Source organism: Maribacter vaceletii, from assembly GCF_003634105.1.
Taxonomy (GTDB): Bacteria; Bacteroidota; Bacteroidia; order Flavobacteriales; family Flavobacteriaceae; genus Maribacter_B; species Maribacter_B vaceletii.
The window spans coordinates 1,323,246-1,347,786 of sequence record NZ_RBIQ01000007.1 but is presented as its reverse complement, the minus strand read 5'-3'; the positions used below and the strand labels follow the sequence as shown (position 1 = coordinate 1,347,786).

General features: G+C 31.0%; 19 protein-coding genes. 8 read left to right on the top strand and 11 right to left on the bottom strand.

What is annotated here, in order from left to right:
- Positions 1–41 precede the first annotated feature (41 nt).
- Positions 42–806: an exodeoxyribonuclease III gene (locus CLV91_RS05485; RefSeq protein WP_121064753.1), complete on the bottom strand. Its 765-nt coding sequence runs from the start codon at positions 804–806 to the stop codon at positions 42–44.
- Between the two features lie 127 nt (positions 807–933).
- Here CLV91_RS05485 and CLV91_RS05480 point away from each other — a divergent pair, with 127 nt between their 5' ends.
- From CLV91_RS05480 to CLV91_RS05470, 3 genes are all read left to right on the top strand, one after another.
- Complete coding sequence (locus CLV91_RS05480) at positions 934–1,461, top strand: hypothetical protein (protein WP_121064751.1); 528 nt, start codon at positions 934–936, stop codon at positions 1,459–1,461.
- A 3-nt stretch (positions 1,462–1,464) separates the two neighbouring features.
- Positions 1,465–2,352 (top strand): RluA family pseudouridine synthase, encoded by an 888-nt coding sequence (locus CLV91_RS05475; protein WP_121064749.1) that lies wholly within the window; start codon positions 1,465–1,467, stop codon positions 2,350–2,352.
- An 86-nt stretch (positions 2,353–2,438) separates the two neighbouring features.
- Positions 2,439–3,305 (top strand): family 16 glycosylhydrolase, encoded by an 867-nt coding sequence (locus tag CLV91_RS05470; RefSeq protein ID WP_121064747.1) that lies wholly within the window; start codon positions 2,439–2,441, stop codon positions 3,303–3,305.
- A gap of 81 nt (positions 3,306–3,386) precedes the next feature.
- Here the strand turns inward: CLV91_RS05470 and CLV91_RS05465 are convergent, their stop codons facing one another.
- Both CLV91_RS05465 and CLV91_RS05460 read right to left on the bottom strand, forming a co-directional pair.
- Positions 3,387–4,931 carry a glycine--tRNA ligase gene (locus CLV91_RS05465; protein WP_121064745.1) on the bottom strand — a complete coding sequence of 515 codons (1,545 nt, stop codon included), beginning with the start codon at positions 4,929–4,931 and terminating at the stop codon, positions 3,387–3,389.
- A gap of 34 nt (positions 4,932–4,965) precedes the next feature.
- A complete protein-coding gene (locus CLV91_RS05460) occupies positions 4,966–5,862 on the bottom strand; it encodes a hypothetical protein (protein ID WP_121064743.1) in 897 nt (298 codons plus the stop codon).
- A 103-nt stretch (positions 5,863–5,965) separates the two neighbouring features.
- Here CLV91_RS05460 and CLV91_RS05455 point away from each other — a divergent pair, with 103 nt between their 5' ends.
- Together CLV91_RS05455 and CLV91_RS05450 are read left to right on the top strand one after the other, a co-directional pair.
- Entirely contained in the window at positions 5,966–6,610 is a 645-nt protein-coding gene (locus tag CLV91_RS05455; protein ID WP_317124770.1) for a ComF family protein, read from the top strand.
- 50 nt (positions 6,611–6,660) lie between these two features.
- Entirely contained in the window at positions 6,661–8,277 is a 1,617-nt protein-coding gene (locus CLV91_RS05450) for an Ig-like domain-containing protein (protein ID WP_121064741.1), read from the top strand.
- Here the strand turns inward: CLV91_RS05450 and CLV91_RS05445 are convergent.
- The 3 genes from CLV91_RS05445 to katG all read right to left on the bottom strand — a co-directional run bounded on the left by CLV91_RS05445 (position 8,264) and on the right by katG (position 11,818).
- Positions 8,264–9,040 carry a nitrilase family protein gene (locus CLV91_RS05445; protein WP_121064739.1) on the bottom strand — a complete coding sequence of 259 codons (777 nt, stop codon included), beginning with the start codon at positions 9,038–9,040 and terminating at the stop codon, positions 8,264–8,266. The two genes, CLV91_RS05450 and CLV91_RS05445, sit on opposite strands and share 14 nt — an antisense overlap.
- A gap of 12 nt (positions 9,041–9,052) precedes the next feature.
- Positions 9,053–9,523 carry an ankyrin repeat domain-containing protein gene (locus CLV91_RS05440; protein WP_121064737.1) on the bottom strand — a complete coding sequence of 157 codons (471 nt, stop codon included), beginning with the start codon at positions 9,521–9,523 and terminating at the stop codon, positions 9,053–9,055.
- Between the two features lie 93 nt (positions 9,524–9,616).
- The gene (gene katG, locus CLV91_RS05435) at positions 9,617–11,818 is read right to left on the bottom strand and encodes a catalase/peroxidase HPI (RefSeq protein ID WP_121064735.1); all 2,202 of its coding nucleotides are present in this window, start codon (positions 11,816–11,818) and stop codon (positions 9,617–9,619) included.
- 165 nt (positions 11,819–11,983) lie between these two features.
- Here katG and CLV91_RS05430 point away from each other — a divergent pair, with 165 nt between their 5' ends.
- The gene (locus tag CLV91_RS05430) at positions 11,984–13,816 is read left to right on the top strand and encodes a PAS domain-containing sensor histidine kinase (protein ID WP_121064733.1); all 1,833 of its coding nucleotides are present in this window, start codon (positions 11,984–11,986) and stop codon (positions 13,814–13,816) included.
- Positions 13,817–13,823: 7 nt separating this feature from the next.
- On the top strand, positions 13,824–14,216 hold the full coding sequence (locus CLV91_RS05425; protein WP_121064731.1) for a response regulator: 393 nt from the start codon (positions 13,824–13,826) through the stop codon (positions 14,214–14,216).
- 2 nt (positions 14,217–14,218) lie between these two features.
- On the opposite strand, the gene CLV91_RS05420 is transcribed toward CLV91_RS05425, so the two are convergent.
- Complete coding sequence (locus CLV91_RS05420; protein ID WP_170146702.1) at positions 14,219–15,553, bottom strand: DUF5689 domain-containing protein; 1,335 nt, start codon at positions 15,551–15,553, stop codon at positions 14,219–14,221.
- 50 nt (positions 15,554–15,603) lie between these two features.
- Entirely contained in the window at positions 15,604–18,342 is a 2,739-nt protein-coding gene (locus tag CLV91_RS05415) for a TonB-dependent receptor (protein ID WP_121064728.1), read from the bottom strand.
- A 99-nt stretch (positions 18,343–18,441) separates the two neighbouring features.
- Here CLV91_RS05415 and CLV91_RS05410 point away from each other — a divergent pair, with 99 nt between their 5' ends.
- Positions 18,442–19,494: an endonuclease/exonuclease/phosphatase family protein gene (locus CLV91_RS05410; RefSeq protein WP_170146701.1), complete on the top strand. Its 1,053-nt coding sequence runs from the start codon at positions 18,442–18,444 to the stop codon at positions 19,492–19,494.
- Between the two features lie 4 nt (positions 19,495–19,498).
- Here the strand turns inward: CLV91_RS05410 and CLV91_RS05405 are convergent, their stop codons facing one another.
- The 3 genes from CLV91_RS05405 to pgi all read right to left on the bottom strand — a co-directional run bounded on the left by CLV91_RS05405 (position 19,499) and on the right by pgi (position 24,541).
- Positions 19,499–19,936 (bottom strand): hypothetical protein, encoded by a 438-nt coding sequence (locus tag CLV91_RS05405; RefSeq protein WP_121065753.1) that lies wholly within the window; start codon positions 19,934–19,936, stop codon positions 19,499–19,501.
- A gap of 94 nt (positions 19,937–20,030) precedes the next feature.
- Positions 20,031–22,733 carry a TonB-dependent receptor gene (locus tag CLV91_RS05400; RefSeq protein ID WP_121065750.1) on the bottom strand — a complete coding sequence of 901 codons (2,703 nt, stop codon included), beginning with the start codon at positions 22,731–22,733 and terminating at the stop codon, positions 20,031–20,033.
- 170 nt (positions 22,734–22,903) lie between these two features.
- Positions 22,904–24,541: a glucose-6-phosphate isomerase gene (gene pgi / locus CLV91_RS05395; RefSeq protein WP_121064726.1), complete on the bottom strand. Its 1,638-nt coding sequence runs from the start codon at positions 24,539–24,541 to the stop codon at positions 22,904–22,906.

Below are 24,541 nucleotides of genomic sequence, written 5' to 3'. Positions count from 1 at the left end.
TCGCAAATTGCGACCCTTTTTAATATCTATTAAATAATTACCTATTTACTAATTTCAACTAAAATAGGACAGTGATCACTATGTTTGGCTTCAGATAAAATTAAAGCTCTTTTTAATCTCTCTTCTAAGGAAGAACTTACCATAGCATAGTCTAAACGCCATCCTTTATTGTTATTCCTAGCATTTGCACGATAGCTCCACCAAGAATAATTATGCGGTTCTTTATTAAAATGCCTAAAACTATCTATAAAACCACTTTTCATAAAATTTCCTATCCATTCTCTTTCTACAGGTAAAAATCCAGATACATTTTTATTTCTAACAGGATCATGAATATCTATTGCTTCATGACATATATTATAATCTCCTAAAACAATTAAATTAGGGCGAGATTTTTTTAATTCATTTGCATAGGTCTGAAAGTCTTCCATATATTTTAACTTAAACTCTAACCTATCCATATTAGTGCCAGAAGGCAAATACATGCTCATTATAGAAACATCTCCGTAGTCTACACGCAAGTTTCTACCTTCAAAATCCATATAGTCTATTCCAGTACCATACTCTATATGATCTGGTTCTTTCTTAGCTAAAACAGCAACACCACTATATCCTTTTTTCTGTGCGCTAAACCAATAATTATAAGAATATCCTGCTTCCGTAAAAACATCTAAGTCTAACTGTTCTTTATTCGCTTTTATTTCTTGCAAGCATATTACATCGGGGTCTACAGCCTGTAGCCAATCTATAAAACCTTTTTTTAATGCAGCTCTTATGCCGTTTACGTTATAGGAAACTATCTTCATTTATATATTTTCTGTCCATAAAAGTAACAAAATAGGAAAGACCATAAGTCTATTTATAAAATTTTAATAGCCTATTTTTGCATTTTATTTTTACAAAACACTAATTTTTTATATTAAATACAATCAGATGAAAAAAATAATTGCCATAGCAATCTTTATACTATCTTCTAACTTTTTAATGGCCCAAGCTTATTCTAATTCTGACAATATTCATGAAATAAAATTCAACATTGGTCAATTCTTAATTACTTCCAGTGCCGAAATTTCGTATGAATATTATATAAATGAAGACACTAGTATTGGTGCTACCATGTATTTTGATAGTGATAGCGATGATTATAATGGAAACTTTGGTTTAGGAGCAAATGTTAGAGCTTATTTTGGCTATAATCCTAAAAGCGGTGTATTTGCAGAAGCTTTTGGTTTATACTATACCGGTGAAGATGAAGTAGAAGATGCTGCAAGTACACTTGGTGTTAGAAACAAAGATTATAGTACCACAGCACTAGGCCTGGGAGGCGGTTATAAATGGGCTACCAGAAGTGATAAATTTACAGTAGAACTTAGTGGAGGTTTAGGAAGAAATATAAATCCAGAAGACTTTCAGAATACATTTATGTTCCGAGCAGGATTATCTGTTGGGTTCAGATTTTAAATCATGCCTTCTTTACATATTCTAGAATCACATACGGCAAAAATTTTAGGCAAGCCTTTACGATTACAGGAATACGGTGTTGGTATTTTTAAAACTATTGCTACAAAATCGGCATTAAAAAAGAGCATTAAAAAAAATTTAGTTCTTGTAAATGGAGAGATAGCAACAACTGCAACCTTTATATATGGTACAGAAATAATAACGTTATTAGAAGACAAAAATACCAAAAAACATAAGAAAATTGTTCTCTCTTTAGAAGTGGTTTTTGAGGATAATTATTTAGCTATAATTAATAAGCCTCCTGGTATTCTTGTTAGCGGTAATTCTTTTAAAACTATTGTAAATGCTTTAGAACAAAACATAACTAAAAGTAATTTACCCGATGCCGTTGCTCCAAAACCTGTTCATAGATTAGATTACCCTACTACGGGTTTACTAGTAATAGGCAAAACAAGTGCTAGTATTATTGCTTTAAATAAGTTATTTGAAAATAAAGAAATAACCAAAACCTATATAGCAGTTACTATTGGAAAAATGAAAGATTCTGGCTCAATTACAGAACCTATTGATGGCAAAAAAGCTACCTCAAAATACCAAATAATTAAAACTGTTATTTCTAATAGATTCCAGTATTTAAATTGGGTAGAACTAACCCCTGAAACTGGAAGAAAACACCAACTTAGAAAACACTTTCTTAGCATAGGAAATCCTATATTAGGAGATCCTACCTACTTTCTAAAAAACTTAAAATTAAAAGGGAAAGGCTTGTATTTACATGCCTATTCTTTAGAGTTTATGCATCCTTTTACTAATAAAAAAATAACGTTCATTAAAAATCCTCCCTTTAAATTTAATTCTATTTTTGAGGGAAATAAAAAGAGTATTGTTTAGAACATTTGGTGCCTTTAAAAGTACATTTGAATATTCTCTTTTATAACTACTAAGTTATTTTTGGTAGCACACAAATTATATTTATAATGCGCTATTTAACTTTAATATTTTTATTTACAATAACAGTTTCATTAGGACAGGATTTAACCATTCCTCCAAAGAATTATGTAGATTCTGTTTTAATAGAAAATAGGAAAGAACGCATAACTGCAGAGTATCCATTATCTGATCAAAAAAATACTAATAAATGGAAATTACAGAAAAATTTATCTGATGAGTTTTCTGAAAATACGCTGAATACAAAACGCTGGTACCCTAATAACCCTAAATGGAAAGGAAGACCACCTACTTATTTTCATGGATCCAATGTTAGTTTAGAAAAGGGTGAATTAGTTATTAGAGTGAACCAACATAAGAACGAAAAATTACCTAAAGATTTTACACATACTACAGGCTTTATAAAAAGTAAAGAAAAAGTACTATATGGTTATTTTGAAGCAGAATTGAAACTTATGGATGCTCCTTGGGTTTCTGGATTTTGGATGACTAATGTGGGTAAAGATTGGTGGACAGAGATTGATATTTGTGAAAATGCTCCAGGGTTAGAATATAATAGAAATGATTTAAACTCTAATATTCATGTTTTTAAAACTCCTAAGAATAAAGGAAACATAACGAAACACTTCTCTAGAACAAAAAAATACTATTTTCCAGAAGAACTACAAGCAGATTATCATGTTTGGGGATTAGAATGGAACAAAGAATATATTCGTTTTTATATTGATGGTATCTTGTTTAGAGAGGCTAAAAACACCCATTGGCATCAACCTTTAGAAATAAATTTTAATTGTGAATCTAACAAATGGTTTGGTGCCCTACCAGATAATACTAGATTAGATGGAGAATACCATGTAAAATATTTTAGAGCATGGAAAAATAAAGAAACTAAATAACTAGCTAGTTCCTCTTAATACAAAAACTCCATCCGCCTTAAAAAAAGCTAATGGAGTTTTTTTTAAAAAATATGTTTAATGCTATTTCATTTTTAAAAGCCAAGTTCTCATATCTACCGCTTTAGATATTATTGCTTTTAAATCTGCAATTGCAACTCTTTCCTGTTCCATAGAATCTCTATGACGAATAGTTACGGTATTATCTTCTTTGGTTTGGTGATCTACTGTAATACAAAATGGCGTTCCATTGGCATCTTGTCTTCTATACCTACGACCAACAGCATCTTTCTCATCATACGTTACATTAAAATCCCATTTTAAATCTTCTATTATACCATGTGCTATATCTGGTAAACCATCTTTTTTAACTAATGGCAATATTGCTGCTTTAGTTGGCGCTAAAACTGCAGGAAGCTTTAAAACTGTTCTTGTGGTATTATTCTCTAACTCTTCTTCTTGTAAAGAATTAGAAAATACTGCTAAAAACATACGATCTAAACCTATAGATGTTTCTAATACATAAGGAACATAGTTCTTATTTAGTTCAGGGTCAAAATATTGTAATTTTTTTCCTGAAAATTCTTCATGACTTCCTAAATCAAAATCTGTTCTAGAATGTATCCCTTCTAATTCTTTAAAACCAAACGGGAATCTAAATTCTATATCTGCTGCTGCATCTGCGTAATGCGCTAATTTCTCATGGTCATGAAAACGATAATTATCTTCTCCCATTCCTAAAGAAAGGTGCCATTTCATTCTATTTTCTTTCCATTTCTCATACCATTCTTTTTGTGTTCCTGGCTGAATAAAGAATTGCATTTCCATTTGCTCAAACTCACGCATTCTAAAAATAAATTGTCTTGCTACAATTTCATTTCTAAAAGCTTTTCCTGTTTGCGCAATTCCAAAAGGTATCTTCATACGTCCAGTTTTTTGAACATTTAGGAAGTTTACAAATATACCTTGAGCAGTTTCTGGTCTTAAATATAAATCCATTGCAGTTTCTGCGTTGGCTCCTAATTTAGTTCCAAACATTAAATTAAACTGCTTAACATCTGTCCAGTTTTTAGAACCAGACATTGGGCAAGCAATATCTAACTCTTCTATAAGTTTTTTAACATCTACTAAATCTTCTTTTTCTAAAGATTGTCCTAGCCTTTTTAAAATACTTGTTACTTGTTCTTGATAATCAACAACTCTCTGGTTTGTAGCTAAAAATTGTGTTTTATTAAAATTATCTCCAAAGCGTTTTTGAGCTTTCTTAACCTCTTTTTCAATTTTATTTTCAATTTTGGCAACATAGTCTTCTACCAAAACATCTGCTCTATATCTTTTCTTAGAATCTTTGTTATCTATTAAAGGGTCATTAAAAGCATCTACATGGCCAGAAGCTTTCCAAGTAGTGGGATGCATAAAAATTGCAGCATCTAATCCTACAATATTATCATTTAACTGTACCATGGCTTTCCACCAGTACTCTCTAATGTTCTTTTTAAGTTCTACACCGTTCTGTCCATAATCATAAACAGCGCTTAAACCATCATATATTTCACTAGATTGAAATACATATCCATACTCTTTTGCATGGGAAATTACTTTTTTAAAAATGTCTTCTTGTTTTGCCATCTAGCAAAAATAGAATATTAGACTAAAAAATATATTATTTTAATTGAAATTCTGATGAGGAAAGTAAACGTTCATCTTCAAAAACATTAATTGTATACGTTCCTGGAGTTAAAGAACCTTCTGGAATGGTAATAAAATCACATACATTTGTTTCTTCACCATTAAAAACAAGCTCTACTCGCTTACTATATACATTACCATTTACGTTTATAGTATTGGCATTGTCTTCTATAACCTGTTTATTAGGGCTTAAAAACTGTAAATACAATATTTTTTCTTGATTGGCATCTTCTGGATTTGCTACTATGGTAACACAACCTCTAAGTTTTTCTATAATTGATGCTTTGTTTGTTTTTATAGGTTTACCACTTCGTAACCTAAAACCACTACCCTCAGAGTTTTGTAATCTTAAATAACTTTTAGTTTTAAGCTCGTCATTTAGTTCTAATATTTTTTTGCGTTGTAATGCTTCGGCCTCTGCCAAAGAGCTACTTTTTCCTCTTAAAACTTCTATTTGTCTTCTAGATTCCTCATACTTTTCTCCAAGTAACATATTGTTGTACTTAAGAAAGTTGTTCTTTAACTTAAGACTATCGTTTTTAGCTTCTAAACGTCTTAACTCCGTTTTAAATTCTCTGAGTTTTTCTACCGTAAAATTTAATCTACCTACAGAATCTATTAACTGTTGTACTTTGTATTTAGAGTCTTGTAATTCTATATCATTAACCTCATTAAGAGCAGAAAGCCTATCTACATCTGCTTTCATAATAGTTAAATCTTTTACAAGAAGTTCTTTTTCTTGCTCTAAATAACTAATTTCTGTTTTAGATTGGGCGTAGCTATAGTAAAAAGCAATAAGAATTGCTATTACAACAGCAACCATAGCTGCAAGTAAAACTTTATAATTAATTTTAGTATCTTGACTGTCCATCAGAACAAAGCGGTCTTTAAGTAGGTTAATAAAAAACTAAGATTTGTTATATTCTAAGTTACCAAATATACTAAATGATATAAATACCCTCCTATTGCCCATAGTGTGTTTTGGTTGTAATGCACGATTAAATAGAGGAGAGAAGCATTTATGTACCATTTGTCGAAACCAAATACCACTCACCGAGTTTACTTTTAACGAAGAAAATGCTGTTGACCGTATTTTTTATGGCATAATAAATATAAAAAAAGCTAGTTCTTTCCTGCTTTTTACCGAAATAGGTATAGTTAAAAACCTAATTCACAATTTAAAATATAAAAACCAAAAGCAAATAGGTTCTTTTATTGGGGATTGGTACGGTCAAATTCTAGAAAAAAACAACTACTTAAAAGATATAGATTATATTATTCCTGTTCCTCTACATCCAAAGAAAAAAAGAAAACGAGGATATAACCAAGTTTCTTTATTTGGCGAAAGTTTAGCAAAGCACTTAAATACTACTTTTCTTGAAGGTGTTCTTATAAAAACAGCAAATACCAAAACACAAACTAAAAAAGGAAGAATTAACCGGTGGCAAAGCTCTAAAAAACTATACGAATTAACAGATACTGCTATCCTAGAAAATAAAAATGTATTATTAATTGATGATGTTATAACTACTGGTGCTACCATGGAAATTTGTGCAAAAGCCTTACAGGAAACTCCAAATATTACAATTTATGTTTGTAGTATGGCAGTAGTACTCTAATTTCTAAATTCATTAAATATGTTGTTTCTTTGTTACTAACAATTTTAGGAATGTTACAACGAATTTTAACCTGCTTTTTTTTTAGTATTATTATTGCTGCTTTTTATCAATGTGCAAGAAGGGGTAACCCTACGGGAGGACCTAAAGATTTAGACCCACCAGTACTTATAAAAGCGGAGCCAGAAAATATGTCTGTCAATTTTTCTGATACTAAAATTCGTTTATATTTTGATGAGTATGTAAAGCTTAAAGATGTACAAGAACAATTAATTGTTTCTCCTCCTTTAAAATATACACCACTTTTATCTCCACAGGGTAGTGCAAGTAAGTATGTAGAAATTAAGATAAAAGATACTTTAAAAGAAAACACTACGTATACTTTTAATTTTGGTGAAAGTATAGTTGATAATAATGAGGGTAACCCAAATAGGTTTTTAACCTATGTTTTTTCTACAGGTTCTTACATAGATTCTTTAGAAATAACTGGTGTAATTAAAGATGCATTTAATAAAGATTCTGAAGAGTTTGTTAGTGTTATGTTATACGAAATAGATAGTACTTATAACGATTCTACTATTTTTAAAAGACCCCCTAATTATATAACGAATACTTTAGATAGTACTATTATTTTTAATCTTAGAAATTTAAAAAAAGGAAAATATGCTTTATTTGCCTTAAAAGATGAAGCTAAGAACAATATATTTGACCAAAACACTGACAAAATAGGCTTTATTAAAGATACAGTTATTGTCCCTACAGACTCTATTTTCTTATTAAACTTGTTTAAGGAAGTTCCCGATTTTTCTATGTCTTTGCCTTCTTTAACTGCAAAAAATAAAATAACCTTTGGCTATTATGGAGATGGTAATGATATAGAGATTGATGCAATCTCTAAAATACCGGATTCTGTAATTTCTACCTATAAAAAAGAATACAAAAAAGATAGTATTAATTTTTGGTTTACTCCTTTTGAAATGGATTCTCTTCTTTTCTTAGCAAAAAACAATACTTTTAAAACTATAGATACTTTTAAAATAAAGAATAGAAAACTAGAGCTAGACTCTCTTAAACTTATTGCTAATTATTCTGGCGGTATAGATTTTAATCAAATTTTTGAAATAGCCTCCAACACCCCAATAATTAAAACCGATACTTCTAAAATTAAAATAATAAATAAAGATTCTTTAGCGGTAAAACATAGCATTACTACAGATACTTTAAAGAATAGTGTTGTTTTTAGTTTTGATAAAGAACCTAATGAAAGTTACCAAATAGATTTATTCCCTGGCGCAATAACAGATTTTTTTAACACCTCTAATGATACTTTGTCTTTTAACTTACAAACTAAAGGTTATGCAGACTATGGTAATTTAAGATTAACACTTGTAGGTAACAGCTTAACTTTCCCTATTATTATTCAATTAACAGATGAGAAAGGTGAAGTACAAAGAGAAATTTATGCTACTGAACCTAAAGTGTTTGAGTTTAATAACCTTAAACCAAGTAAATATTTAGCTCGTGTACTCTTTGATACTAATGCAAATAAAAAATGGGACACTGGTAATTATTTAAAACAAATACAACCAGAAAGGGTTAGTTACTATCCTGTTGCTATTGAGGTTCGTGCTAATTGGGAATTGGAGCAAACCTTTACTATAATAGATTAAACAAATCTTTGTCCTCTAAGAACTTAAGTTTATTTCTTGTAGTATTTATATGTTCTTTTGTAATTGTAGCATATATAACTTCTTCTTTATCTGAAAAGGATAGTAGTGTTCCTAAACTATCATAAGCAGAAGAATGTCCAGGATATTCGTAAGCTAAAGCATCTATCCCAACGCGATTAACGCCAATACAATACGCCATATTTTCTATAGCTCTTGCTCTTAATAAACTGTCCCAAGCTAGTATTCTTTTTTTAGGCCAATTGGCTACATAGATTAACACATCGTAATTAGTAGTATTTCTAGACCATACAGGAAACCTTAAATCATAACAAATTAATGGGCAAATTTTAAACCCTTTGTATTCTACAATTAATTTTTCTTTCCCAGCTGTGTAAACTTTATCTTCACCTGCTAAAGTAAACGTATGTCTTTTATTATAAAAGCTAACTTTACCACTGGGCTCTACAAAATATAACCTATTGTAATTTTTAGTTTCTTCTTTATAAACTATACTACCAACTAAAGCGGCATTTTTTTCTTTAGAAATAGTTTTCATCCACTTTAAGGTTTCTAAAGCGGCATTAAAATCTATTTTTTTAGGAGACATTGTAAAACCAGTAGTAAACATTTCTGGTAAAATAATTATATCTGTAGAAGGCTTTATTTCCTTAATCTTTTCTGCTATTATTTGCCTATTTTCTTTAGGATTTTCCCAAACCAGACTAGTTTGTACAAGAGCTATTTCTAATTTAGAACTTTTCATTTACTGCATTTTTTACTCTAGTAAAGTTAAAAAAGAGTTTGGTAATTCTTGCATTTTCGCATGATCTAATGCAGTGTTTCCTCGAGCATCTTTAACATCTTTTTTTGCGCCATATTCTATAAGAAGTTTTGCAATTTCTTCTCTATTAAATGTTGCGGCATAAATTAAACTACTAGCACCCATAGAATTGCGCTCATTTACATTTGCTCCTTTTTCTATTAATGTTTTAGCTATTGGTAAAAACCCTTTAAAACATACACCCATTAATGGGGTATTCCCTGAAGAATCTTTTTGATCTATTTTTGCTCCTTTCTCTAATAAAAGAGATACTATATTTTCCTGATTGTAGTATGTTGCTAAGATTAAAGGAGTAGAACCTCTCTGGTCTTTTGCATTTATTAAATCAGGATTTTTTGTAAGTGCTTCTTCTACCAATAAGGAATTTCCATTTCGGATTTCGTTAAAAAAACTTTCATTATTCATACTAATAAATGTATAAAAAACTGCTATATCTTTCTTAAGAGTATAGCAGTTTTATTTAATTATAAATTTTTTTCTTATTTAAAATACCCTAATCTATTTTACATCAAAACGGTCTAAATTCATCACTTTAGTCCAAGCGGCAACAAAGTCTGTAACAAATTTTTCTTTTGCATCATCTGCAGCATATACCTCTGCAATAGCTCTTAGTTCTGTATTAGAGCCAAAGATTAAATCTACACGGGTTCCTAAAAACTTAGCTGTATTTGTTCTCCTATCTATCCCTTCAAATAAAACATCTTCATTAGAAATTGATTTCCAAGTATATGTAAAATCTAAAATGTTTAAGAAAAAATCATTTGTTAAACTACCCACATTTTCTGTAAATACGCCATGATTAGACCCATCATAATTTGCACCTAATACTCTTAGACCACCTACTAATACTGTCATTTCTGGTGCAGTTAATGTTAACAAATTAGCTTTGTCTAGTAGTAAATTTTCATCTGCTAACTTAATAGACTCCTTTTTATAATTTCTAAACCCGTCTGCATCTGGTTTTAAATGTGTAAAAGACTCTATATCTGTCTGCTCTTGAGAAGCATCTCCCCTTCCTCCTGTAAAAGGAACAGTTATATTATGACCAGCATTCTTTGCTGCTTTTTCTACCCCTACAGAGCCTCCTAAAACAATTAAGTCTGCTATAGATATTGTTCCTTTAAATTCCTTTTGAATATTATTGTAAGTAGCAAGAACTTTTTCTAACTCTTTAGGATTATTTACTTCCCAACTTTTTTGAGGTTCTAAACGAATACGACCTCCATTTGCACCACCACGCATATCTGAACCTCTAAAAGTAGAGGCAGATGCCCATGCTGTAGAAACTAATTGAGAAACCGTTAAACCAGAATCTAAAATTAATTTCTTTAATGTTTCAATATCGTTATTGCTCAAAGTATAATTTACTGTTGGAATAGGGTCTTGCCAATCTAGTTCTTCATTAGGAACTTCCTCACCTAAATAACGAGAAATAGGCCCCATATCTCTATGTGTTAATTTATACCAAGCCCTAGCAAAAGCCTTCTCAAAATCTTTTGGGTTTTCTTGAAAATATTTTGAAATCTTTAAATATTCAGGATCTACTTTTAATGCCATATCAGCATCTGTCATCATTAATCCTTGTTTTTTAGATGCATCACCTGCTTTTGGAGCCATTTTAGCTTTTGAAGCCTCTGTTGGCTTCCATTGGCTTGCTCCTGCAGGGCTTTTAGTTAGCTCCCAATCGTAGTTTAATAATACATCAAAAAAATCGTGGTCCCATTTTGTAGGATTTGGTGTCCAAGCTCCCTCAATTCCACTAGTAATAGCATCATCTAAAACACCTGTGCCAAAAGTATTTTTCCACCCTGTACTCATTTGTTCTATTGGCGCTCCATGAGGCTCCGCACCAACATATTTGTTTGGATCTGCAGCGCCATGAGCTTTACCAAAAGTATGCCCTCCGGCTGTAAGTGCAACTGTTTCTTCATTATTCATTGCCATACGCCCAAAAGTTTCCTTCATAAGCTTTGCTGTTTCTAAAGGATTTGATTTTCCATTAGGGCCTTCTGGGTTTACATATATTAACCCCATGTGAGATGCTCCTAAATATCCTTCTAAATCTCCATCTTCAAAACGCTCTTCATTTCCCATCCATTCTTTTTCGGAACCCCAATATACATCTTGTTCTGGTTCCCAAACATCTTTTCTTCCTCCTGCAAAACCCATAGTTTTAAAACCCATAGATTCTAAAGCACAGTTCCCTGTTAATATCATTAAATCTGCCCAAGAAATTTTCTTTCCATATTTCTTTTTTATAGGCCATAATAGCAAACGGGCTTTATCTAAGTTGCCATTATCTGGCCAACTATTTAATGGCGCAAAACGTTGATTTCCTGTATTTGCACCACCACGCCCATCACCAACTCTATAGGTTCCTGCACTATGCCATGCCATACGGATCATCATTGGCCCATAATGACCATAATCTGCAGGCCACCAATCTTGCGATGTTGTAAGCAACTTAATAATGTCCTGTTTAACATCACTTAAGTTTAGTTTATTAAATTCTTCTGCATAGTTAAATGCACTACCCATAGGGTTAGATAAAGAAGAATTTTGACGAAGAACATTTAAATTTAATTGATTAGGCCACCAATCTTTATTAGAAGTACCCTCGCCAGCTGTTTCTTTTTGCACTCCTCCCATAAAAGGGCATTTACTTATATCTCCACTCTCATGGTTTTTTTTAGCATCCATAGTACACTATATTTTATGATTATTACTATTCCTTTCTATCTTTTTAAGTATCTAAATTTACAAAATATAGCAACCAAACTATAATCAATTAATATTAAAATATTATTAAATAATAATTTTTATCTATAGTACTAATTCCCTTACATATATTCATTAAATTGCATAATGGCCGCCTCTATATTATCAAAACTAGCTTTAAACCCTAAATTAATTAGGGAAACTTCAAATTCTGTAGCATTACTAAATTCCAAATTAGAATTTATAAGTTGTTCCAAAACTTGGGAGAATAACTTTGAATTAAAAACTAATATTATTGGCAAAGACTTTTTCTCAGTAATGTATAATTTACCTAAAGACTTTTCCGCTTTTTTACAATACTGCCTAAAAGGAAATGATTGTTATAATGATGGTAAAAAGTTTAATGGTAATAATAATGAATTTATTTGGCTAAAATGGAGTATTAATTCTTGGAAAGGAATTAATGAACAAGTAAAAGGATTAATTATTGAACTTGATAATATTACTAAAGACAAAAACAAAGAAGCTTTAATTAAAGAAGCCCAAATTGTTTCTAGAGTTGGTGGCTGGGAGGCTTATCTGCAAAATTTTAGAGTTACTTGGACCAAAATGGTTAATATTATTCATGAACAACCCTTAGACTATGTTCCACAAAGTTTTGAAGAATGTTTTAAACACTTTAAAGAAGGGGAACATAGAGATACTGTTTTACGCTTAGCTAATATTGCAATAACAAAAGGAACTCCTTGGGATACTGAAGTAATCATGATTACTGGTAAAGGAAAAGAAGTTTGGATTAGAACAAAAGGCAAACCAGAATTTATTAATGGTAAATGTGTAAGATTATATGGTATTTGCCAAGATATTAATGACCGCAAAATTGCCGAATTAAAATATAGAAAAGAAGCTGAAAGAGCAAAAATAGCGACTACAGCTTCTAATGTAGGTATTTGGCAATTTACAACAAAAGACAGAATTGCTACTTGGGATGCTATGTCTTATAAATTACACCATAAAAACCCAAAAGACTATAAAAGCACATACGAGGCATGGGAATCTGCTATACATCCCGATGATTTTTTAAGAGTTTTAAATGAAGCTTTTGCAGTTAGTAAAGGAGAAGGAAGCGGAGTAATTGAATATAGAGTTATCCTTAAAGATAAAAGTATACGACATTTAAGAGCTGTAGTAACTTTTTTTACAGAAACAGAAAAGCATAATAATAAAGCAATAGGGGTTATAACAGATATAACTAAAGAAAAAGAATCTGAACAAAAACTAAAAGAATACGCACAATTAACCGGAGAACAGAATAATAGTCTCACTAATTTTGCCCACATGGTTTCCCATGATTTACGATCCCATGCTACAAACTTATCTATGGTTACAGGATTTTTATTAGAAGAAAGAAAAGATGAGGAAAGGCAAAAATTAATGGCTATGTTACGAGAGTCTACAGAAAGTCTTAATAGTACTGTATATAATTTAAATGAGGTTGTACAATCTAACGCCAACGTTACTAATAAACTTGAGCCTATAAACTTAAAAGAGGTTATAGAAAATGTGAAAAATAATATCTCGGCTACTTTTATAGAGAAAAATGCTTCCTGTATCTTAAAGCTCTCCTCCAACTCTATTGTTCTTGGAGTTCCTGCTTATTTAGATAGTATTTTACTAAATTTATTTACAAACAGTATAAAATACTCTGCTAATGACAGACCTCCCTCTATTGAAATTAAAACTACTAATTCTGGAAAAAATTTAATTTTAAGTTTTACAGATAATGGAAAAGGTATAGATTTAAATAAATTTGGAAATAAAATTTTTGGCATGAATAAAACCTTTCACCGAAATAAAAATGCCCGAGGTGTAGGTTTGTATATAACTAAAAACCAGATAGAAGCAATGGGCGGTAGTATTTCTGTAACAAGTGAAGTAAATGTAGGAACAACATTTACCTTAAAATTCATAACACCCTAATATTGTAATGAAAAAAATTAACTCTGTTTGCATAATTGATGATGACTCTATCTATGTATATATTGTAAAACGACTTATGGATGAATGTAATTTTTGTAATTCTATAATTGAATTTGAAAATGGAAAAGAAGGCATTGAAGGTATTATTAATCTTAATGCTACCAAAAATTTACCAAATATTATTTTTTTAGATTTAAGTATGCCAATAATGAGCGGTTGGGAATTTTTAGACAGTTTTGCGAAAGCAACAATTTCTAATAAAGAGGATATAAAAATAATTGTTATGAGTTCTTCTATTAATCCTAATGAAATAGAAATGATAAAAGCTTATCCTATGGTTACAGATTATATAGTAAAACCAATTACACCCTCCGATTTAGAAAAAATAGCAAGCTACTAATCTTAATTATGTACCCCTGGAGTATAACTTTCTGGAGCAACTCCTGGGTTATTTATAGTGCCATCCTCTCCAGAATCATTAGTAATAATCCATTCACTAAAATCATAGACTGGGTTACCATTTTGCACCTCTGATTTTCTTACTGCTCTACCATCTTCAAACTCATGGTTTGTACCAGAACCGTCTTCACCAACTACACCAAAAACATCTATTATTTTACCAAAAGGGTCTACCAAGATTAAATTATCATCGCCGTTAGAATCTGCAGGACTATTAATCCCAACTTCTAAATTTGGTAAAAAACCATAAATAGAATTAAAATTATCTGCACTAGGAGCTATTACTATTGTGCTTTGGGGCGCTACTTCAAGACCAGATAAATTTACCTCTGAACTTACTTCTATATTTCCGTTAGTATATCTTTGTAATGTCCATTTATTTAAAACTAATGTACTATCACTAGCATTATAAAGCTCTACAAACCTTCCTAAACTAGTATTATTTGGATCCGCTAATTCTGATATAAATATAGCATCTGATGTAAATTCTGTTATCTCTTCTACACAACGTTCTTTATTAAAATTAAGGTCGTCTAAACTTCTAATTATTAATTGATAATCCTTGCTAGATTTTGAAAGCACTCCTGTTATAGTACCATTTAAATTTGGTAAAATACTATCATAAAAGTTGGAATAACCACTATTAACAAGTTTTAAAATATCTTCATCACAGCTTTGTAATGTTCTTCCGGTTTCCTCTTTTTCTTCTGCAAATGTTAGTTGTAATTCTTCTTCCAAAAACTCTACATCATTAAACCTAACCAAAGTATTAATGAGTTGGTCAGATATCTGGGGTATTTCTATTACTGTTGGCTCTAATTCTTGTTGTTCTTCACAAGATAAAAACACATGTTCTTTTAAAGATAGTGCTGGCAACCTACCTACCGATAAATTACCAAAAGAAGTAAAAAGACCTCCAATTTTATAAGTGTCTTTACTTTTTCCTAAATACAGTCCTTTTAATTTTATAAATACCTTGGAGCCCACAGGATATTGTAAATGCAAATTTTGCAAATCCACTTCTAGTTGTATTCCCCCTGAAGGATTTATGGGCTTATCTTGACAATGAAGAACACTAAAAAAATTCCCTTCTTTATCTGATGAAATAACAATTGCCTCCAAGACTAAATCTTCTTGTATTTCTATAACACCATCAACATATATATTTTTTAAATCTTCTAAACTAATTGTAGCTACTAAGTCTGCATTACATAGATTATCTGGTGTTTCAAAATTTTTATCTGGAGCACATCCTAAATTATATACTAAATTTAACATTAGTATAAAAAAGTAATTCTTGTATGTATTTACATTCTTCATTCTCTTCTTTAATTAAAACTATATGCAAAATTTAAAAAATAGGTTCTACCGTAACCATACCAATATTTGGGAGCAAAAGAAGGGCTACCACTAAGGTTATCATCTCTTAATTGCCCATAATTTCCATTTCTACTTTGTTCATATCCTCCTGTTCTATATGTGGTATTAAATAAATTATTTAGACTAATAAAAACACTAATGTATTTGCCATTTACTAACCAAGATTTACCTGCTACTGCGTTTAACAAGTAAAAATTATCTAATGGCTTCTGCTCTAATAATGCCGTTACTTTTTCTTCTGTAGCATCTGGAAATTTTTCTCCAGTCTCTGGATCTAAATAAAAACTGTTTGTTCTGGTAATGGTAGATATATTACTATAATTATTGCCTAAAAAATTAGCACTAAGCCCTACCCACCAATATTTAGGGTCTCTATAATCTATACCAATAGCCCATGCTTTTTGAGGCCCTTGTGCTAGTTTATAATCCTTTATATATGCTTCTCCCAAATCTACATTTCCGGTTGTATTTATAAGTTCTTCTGATGCATCTGCAGTATCAAAATTTATAGAAACATTAGGGTTACTTGCGTATACATATTTTGCAAGAGAAAATACACCAGAAAGTTTTACCGCAGAGGATAATTGGTAGGTTACTCCCAACTCTGCACCAATATGTAATTTATCTAGACCTGTAAGAACTTCTTGCACAAAATCTGACCCAACACCAGCATCCACAAAAAAGAAATTAATATCTGTAGTATTTTGAAAACGGGTATGAAAACCTGTAACTCTTCCTGTTAGTTTAGGAAAACTTGCAAAGTAACTTAAATCTACACTAGTTATTTTTTCTTTTGTACTCTCGCCAACAATAGTATTATTCTCTCTAGGGTTAATAAACAAGTTTTGCACTGTTGGAGGTCTGTTCATTAATGCTACATTAGTAGACACCCAATTTCTACCGTTAATTTTATACGTAGCACCCGCTTTTGTAGCCATATTTGAAAAATTTATCTTCTCACTTGTCCCTAAGGAATTATCTAAAAAGCGTTCGTTTTTGTATAACCCTTCTCTTTGATAATTAGATGTGCTATATTTTCCAGATATAAATCCTTCCCATTTTTTAGACTCATATTTTAACTGCCCAAATACATTGTAGTTATTTGCAAGAATATTGTAGTTATAGTTAAAAATATCTCCTGCTATTTTTTCCTGATTTTCATTTACATTATTTTTTGTGTTAGAAAAAGCATCTACATCATTATGATAATTTGCTCCTAATAGGTCGTCTATTTGTGCATAGTTTTTAGAATGTAGATTTTGATAATACGTGCCAACATCTAATTTAAAACTAGTTCCAAAATTAATATTTGCTACACTGCTAATTATAAATTGGCGGTCTTTAACCACATCATTATATAACATATAAGAAGCTGGAGAAGTTATGGTATTTGTATTTGCTGCATATAAACTCTCCCAACCTATTTGTGCATTCTCTAAAAAATCTTCTTCCGCTTTATTTGCGCTATAAAAATTAGCACCGATTGGGCTGTTTAAATAAAAGCTTGGTAAATATCTATAATATGTTTTATCGGGGTTAGGTGCATTATAATATCCTAATCTACTTTTAGAATGTGTTCCAAATTGGTAAGAAACTCCTGTGTTTATGAGTGCTTTTTCAGTAATAAATCTATGGTTAAGCATAAACGTAGGTTCTTGTAATTTACGCTCTCTAGAGTTCCTTATTTTCCCATTTTGATTTCCCCAATATGGGTTATAGGTATTCCCTTTTAGTTCAAACACTTCTTCTGTAATTGCAGAAGACCTTCCTCTTCTGTTGGATGCCAAAAAGGCTGTTAGTAGTAGTGTATGTTTGGTGTTTAAATTATATTCCAATGCGCCATAAATTGCATATGCACTATATAATGTTCCTTTAACAAAGCCATTTTTAGCACCTCTTAAAGAACCCGAAATACTATATGTAATTCCTTTTTTATTAGTCCTAGAAGTATACGTTGCCATTAATCTACCTGCATAAGTTCTATTAGAAATAGAAGAGGAAAATTTATACCCAGGCCTAAGTTGCGATGGCCTCGTGTCTATATTTGTAGTTCCTAAAATTCCTCCAAAAGATGAAGAAGAAGGATTTAAGCCGGCTGAAAATTCTTGGTTTCTAGTAACGTCATTTAATCCTCCCCAATTATTCCATTGTGGCCTTCCGTCTATGAGTTTATTCATGGGAATACCATTAATTAGCACCTTCCCATTACGAGAATCATAGCCCCGAACTCTAAAAAAAGCCTGACCAAAATCAAAAGCAGCTCTATTAAGGAAAATATCTTTTGTTGCTTGTAATAAACCAGAAGTAATAGATTCTCCTTGGTCATCCTCCAAATCGGCATCAGTTAAAGCAATTAAATTATTGGTTTTTTCAATTACTATATCTGGTTCTAAATAAATAATGCCTAAATCTATATCCTCTCTAGTACCTATTAACTCTAATTTCTTAGTTACAAAATTAGATGCGCTAACTTCTAAAATAAAAGAACCCTTTATGCTCAAAGAAATTGTAAAATTACCCGATATAGGTATAGGACTTTCTTTTGGTTTTCCATTAATGCTAAGTGTAGCATTAATAGGCGCTTCTTGGTTTACTATGGAGATAACTTTGCCTGTTATTTTAAAATCATCTTGCGCTACTAAAAATTGTAGCGTAAAAAGCCATAGCGACAATACAAAATATCGCATTATATTTGGTTATGGTTAATGGTTGCATATACATATAGCAAAAAAGACAATTTTATTGTATGAAAAAACCTTATTATTTTGTCATATATTAAAATATTTATGAAATATACCTTTACAATTTTAAAGAATATTCTTGTATTTATATTTGTTGTTTATACAGGATACGGACAGGAAAAAAACAAATATGCAGTCCGAACTATCGCATTTTATAATGTTGAAAACTTGTTTGATATTAAAAATGATTCCCTTACTAGAGATGACGATAGAACCCCTTCTGGAAAGGATAATTGGACGTTAGATAGATATAACACTAAAATTAAAAACACCTCTAAAGTATTAAGCCAAATTGGTTTTAAAGTAACCAACACATCTCCAGATATTATTGGGCTTTGCGAAATAGAAAATTTACAAGTATTAAAAGATTTGGTAAATCATCCAAATATTAAAAACAAAAATTATGGTATTATACATTTTGACTCGCCTGATGAAAGGGGTATAGATGTAGCTTTACTTTATAAGAAAGATGTATTTATTCCTGATAGTTTTAACAGCCATAGACTTTTACTCTTTAATGAAGAAGGGTATAGAGATTATACCAGAGACCAACTTGTAGTAAGTGGCTTATTAGATAGTGATAAAATTCATTTTATTGTAAACCATTGGCCGTCTAGAAGTGGTGGTGCAGCAAGGAGCAAACCTAATAGATTACAAGCAGCTAAACTTAATAAACGTATTATAGATTCTATTTCTAAAATTGAAGTAGATCCTAAAATCATAAGTATGGGAGATTTAAATGATGACCCAATAGATGATAGCCTAAAAAAAATATTACGAACTAAAGGGAAAAAGAAAAAATTAGAAGATGGGGAACTTTACAATCCTATGGAAAAACTATTTAAAAAAGGAATTGGCACTCTTGCTTATAGAGATAAATGGAACTTATTTGACCAATTTTTTATGACCAAAAGTTTAACCAATTCTATTTCTTCTAATGGGTACACTTTTTGGAAAACAGGAGTTTATAATCCTTCCTTTTTACTTACCCAAACAGGAAAATATAAAGGTTACCCCTATAGAACATATGCAGGTGGAAGTTATGCAGGAGGATACAGTGATCACTTTCCTGTATATATGTACTTAATAAAAAAATAGCTTTTTAAGAAAACCACTGTCCCCAAGGAATTCTACTTAAAATAAGTATTAAACCAATACCATAGAACATTGCAATACTTTTAAATTTTTTGTTCCCTTCAACAAATTTCTTATGTCGGGACCAACCAATTGTAATTAAAACCAAAGCAATAATATTAATAAAAGGATGTTCTACTGCCAAAAGCCTTGCTGCAGAATTTAAACCTCCCATACCAAGCTCTTTAATAGCATTTAAGCCATTTGCAGAAACAAAATAAAGGATAAGCCCTACAAGTAATTGAATATGACATAAAATCATTGCAAATAGGCTTATTCGCAAATCTTTAGTCATTGTAAATACCTTATTACCAACTAAACCAATAATAGCATTTGCTACTGCTAAGAATAATACCGCCAATGCAACATAGGCCAAAGAAGAATGAAGGGTTTTTATAATTTCCATAGTCATCAATTATTTTGATAAAAATAGTGAATTTTAAGCATAAAAAAACCCTGCATAGAGCAGGGTTTTAAAAAATTCTTCTTCTATTCTCTCTCTAGAAGTTATAACGTATACTAACATTCCATGTTCTACCAAAACCAAAGAAAGCCTTGTTACTTGTAGAGATACCTTCATAAGTATCATCTCCAGGAGATGCAAATGTATTTGTTAATGACTCAGCAATATATTCTTTATCAAAAACATTATTTACATTAAAGGCTAAACTAATTTCATTACTACCAGCTAATTTAAACTTATAGTATGCTCCAGCATCAACAAGATTATATGTTGGTAATCTTAAAGAACCATTATGATCAGGTTCATCAAAATCTTCCGCTAAAATTGAAGCATATAACTTAGATGCCGTAAATAAATTTGCACTTAATTTTAACCCCTCTAATGGACGAACTACCATTTCTAGATTAGATGTAAACTGAGCTGCATCACCAACTTTTACTCCATCTAAAAATAAATTAACATCATCATCAATAACATTTTGACTATCGTCAAAAGCTACACCATTAACGTTTCCTGAATATTCCCAATCTCCTAAAGAAATCATTCCTTTAAATTGTACAACATCAGAAGCTCTATAATCTGCTTCTATTTCAATTCCCTTATGAATTTGTTGTACACCTGAAATATTTGCAAAACCTTCATCTCCAGTAATTGTTTCTACTTCAACATTTACAAATCTATCTTTCCAAGAAGTTCTATATATATTTAGTTTTGCTCTAAAATCCCCTAAATTTAAGCCGTAACCAGCTTCAACACCAAAAATCTTTTCATTTCTGTAATCTGGGTTTAAATCATTTAAGAAATTTAAGAAAATAGCATCAAATTTAGGTTGCTTAGAATAATATCCTGCATTTACAAAAACATTATTTTCTTCATCAATATTGGCATTAAGACCACCTTTAATATTACCTCCTAAAATATTTTCCCAGTCTGTTTCTTGAGCAGGGTCAGAGTCTAAATAATTAAAATAATCTATTCTTTTAAATCCTTGTTGAGAAACACCCCCTTGAAGAAAAGCTGAAATAATTTCATTTTTATATTCTACTTGACCAAAAGCACCTAGCCAATTAACTATACCATCATTATAATAGTCTATTTTTTCTTCATTATCAATACTCTTAAATACATTTAGAATTGAAGAAAAATCTGATTCAATAGTATCACTAGCTCTAATTACATGATCCGGGTTATTAATATCATCCCCATCTACATAACCATCTGCTCCTAACAAATTGTCCATTCTTCTATAATGGATGCCTTTATAGGTTCTTAAATCTATTCCAAAATCATAACTAAAATTTTCACTTACATCTGTGTGCAAATTAACTATTGCACCATACCAGTTATGAGAATTCATAGAGGCTCTTCTTGCTAAACCATCTCCAAAACTAGTTGTAATATATTCTCCATCTCCATTAGGTGATAATTGATAATCTCTGCCATCATAAAATGTTACCGCTTCACCACCATTAAACCTTGAGATTAACTCATAATCTACTTGCCCATTTTCTGGGTTTCTATATCTACTAGAACTTGCAAATCCAAAACTTGGACCTACACCTATATCACCTGTTCCTCCACCTCTACCAAAAGAAGCATAAACAGAAGATGACAATGTGGATTTTTCATTAATTTCCCAATCCCAGTTAAGAGATACAATTGGCTTGTGATAAAAGTTTTTTCTCCAACCGAATTCTTCACCATTTAAAGTGCCATCATTATAATTATATTTTTTACCGTATTCTATATAATCTGACAACTCAGCAACATTAAAAAAGCTAGTAGTTCTTTGATTGTGAACTTGTGGAGCACCAGTTAATATAAATTGAAAATTGTGTTTTTCATTTGGCTCATATCCTAAACCAATAAAGTAATTATAACCTTCAAACTCTGTTCCGTTAATATAACCATCACCAGCAGTTCTACCTAACAATATGCTTGCAGCAAATCCATTATCCAATTTACCGGTATTATAAGAAACATTAGTTTTTAAATAGCCGTCATTACCTCCTCCTAAAGTAACAGCACCACCTTTTTCTTGCTCAGTTGATTTAGTTACAATGTTTATTGTTCCCCCTACAGAAGATATTGCTAATTTAGAAGAACCTAAACCTCTTTGTACTTGCATTGCTGTAGTAACATCACTTAAACCAGCCCAATTACTCCAATATACAAATCCGTTTTCCATATCGTTAACAGGAATACCATTAACCATAATTGCAATGTTTGGAGAATCAAAGCCTCTAACATTAACTCTTCCATCTCCAAATCCACCTCCAGATTTTGTTGCATATACAGAAGGGGTAGATTTCAAAATTTCTGGAAGTTCTTGACTTCCTAATTTTTCCTGAATTTCTGATGCTCTAATTGTAGATACTGCAACAGGGGTTTCTCTATCCTTTGCAATATCCATTATTCCAGTTACCACAACACCTTCTAACTCTTCTGCATTTGGTTGTAATATAATTGAACCTAAGCTTCCTTCTGATGTATAAGTTACTGTTTTACTTATAAATCCAATATATGAAATTACTAAGCTTCCTGAAGCATCTGAAACATTTATTGTAAAGTTTCCATCAAAATCTGCAGAAGTACCGTTTGTAGTTCCTTTAACTACTATACTTGCTCCTGGTAATGGAGAATTTGAATCTCCATCTATAATTGTACCAGTAACTGTTCCTTGTGAAAATGCAACTGCAGTCATTAAAAAAGCTGCTAATGCGAAGTACATTTTTTTCATTTCTCTATTTGTTTGTTTTTTCATTTATTGTGCAAATGTGTTCTATTTTTTTTAACAACACATTAAGACAATGTTAAATTAATCGCATCAAAATTAACATAATTTTATCATAAAAAAAGCTTATAACTACATAAGTTATAAGCTTTTATAAATACTATTAAAACCCTCTATTATTTCTTAAATTCTTGCAATAATTGTAATGTAGATGTATCATGATTAGCAATTTCAGAACCTTCTATATCTTTTAGTATAGTTCCCGCTAGTTGTTTTCCTAGCTCTACACCCCATTGATCATAGCTAAAAATATTCCAGATTACACCTTGTACAAATATTTTATGCTCGTACATTGCTATAAGTGCCCCTAAAGATTTGGGGGTGAGCTTATCTATTAGTAGTGTATTTGTAGGTTTATTACCTTGAAACACTTTGAAAGGAGATAATTTCTCCATTTCTTTTTCTGACACGTTTTTAGCTTTTAACTCTGAATCTACTTGTTCTTTAGTTTTTCCGTTCATTAAAGCTTCTGTCTGCGCAAAGAAATTAGCCATTAATTTATTATGGTGGTCTGTTTCACCATACAAAGACTCTTTAAATCCTATAAAATCGGCAGGTATTAACTTAGTACCTTGGTGTATTAATTGAAAAAAGGCGTGTTGCGAATTTGTTCCAGGCTCCCCCCAAATTATTGTTCCCGTTTGGTATTTAGTTGTAATACCATTGCGATCTACACTTTTACCATTACTTTCCATTATACCTTGTTGTAAATAGGCAGAAAATCTACTTAAATACTGTGTATATGGTATTATTGTTTCTGTTTCTGCGCCATAAAAGTTATTATACCAAACACTAAGAAGTGCTAAAACTACTGGTATATTTTTATCAAAATCTTCATTTTTGAAATGCTCATCCATTTCATTTGCCCCTTGTAATAAAGCATCAAAATTATCATAGCCTACTGCTAACGCTATAGACAAACCTACAGCACTCCAAAGAGAAAAACGGCCCCCAACCCAATCCCACATAGGAAAAACGTTATCACTCGATATTCCAAATTCAGCAATCTTTTCTGCATTTGTAGAAACGGCTGCAAAATGTTTTGCTATATCTTCTTGAGTTGCATGATTTAGAAACCATTTTTTTATAGTTGTTGCATTACTCAAGGTTTCTTGTGTTGTAAAAGTTTTAGATACAATTACAAAAAGTGTTGTTTCTGGATTTAAATCTCTTAACACTTCACGTACATGATCGCCATCTACGTTACTAACAAAGTGTAATTTTAAATGATTTTTATAAAATTTTAAAGCTTCGGTTACCATTGCAGGCCCTAAATCTGAACCCCCAATACCTATATTTACAACATCAGTAAAAGATTTTCCTGTATATCCTTTTGCTTCTCCAGATATTATAGTGCTAGTAAATTCTTTAATATGCTCCTTAACCTCATATACTTCTGGTATAATATTTTTTCCGTTTACTAAAACAGTATCTTCTTTTTTAGCTCTTAGTGCTGTATGTAATACTGCTCTACCTTCGGTCTCATTAATTACGTCTCCAGTAAAGTATTTATTTATTGCATCTTTTAACTCTAATTCATTAGCCAATTCTACTAATAAATCTATAGTCTCTTTAGAGATTCTATTCTTTGAAAAATCTACTAAAAAATCTTCCCAATTTAGAGTAAACTTTTCTGCCCTTTTAGGGTCTTTTCTAAATAAATCTTTTAAAGTAGTTTCTTTTATAGAACTAAAGTGCTCCTCTAATTTAGTCCAAGCTTTTGCTGTTGTTGGGTTAGTGTTCTGTAGTGGCAT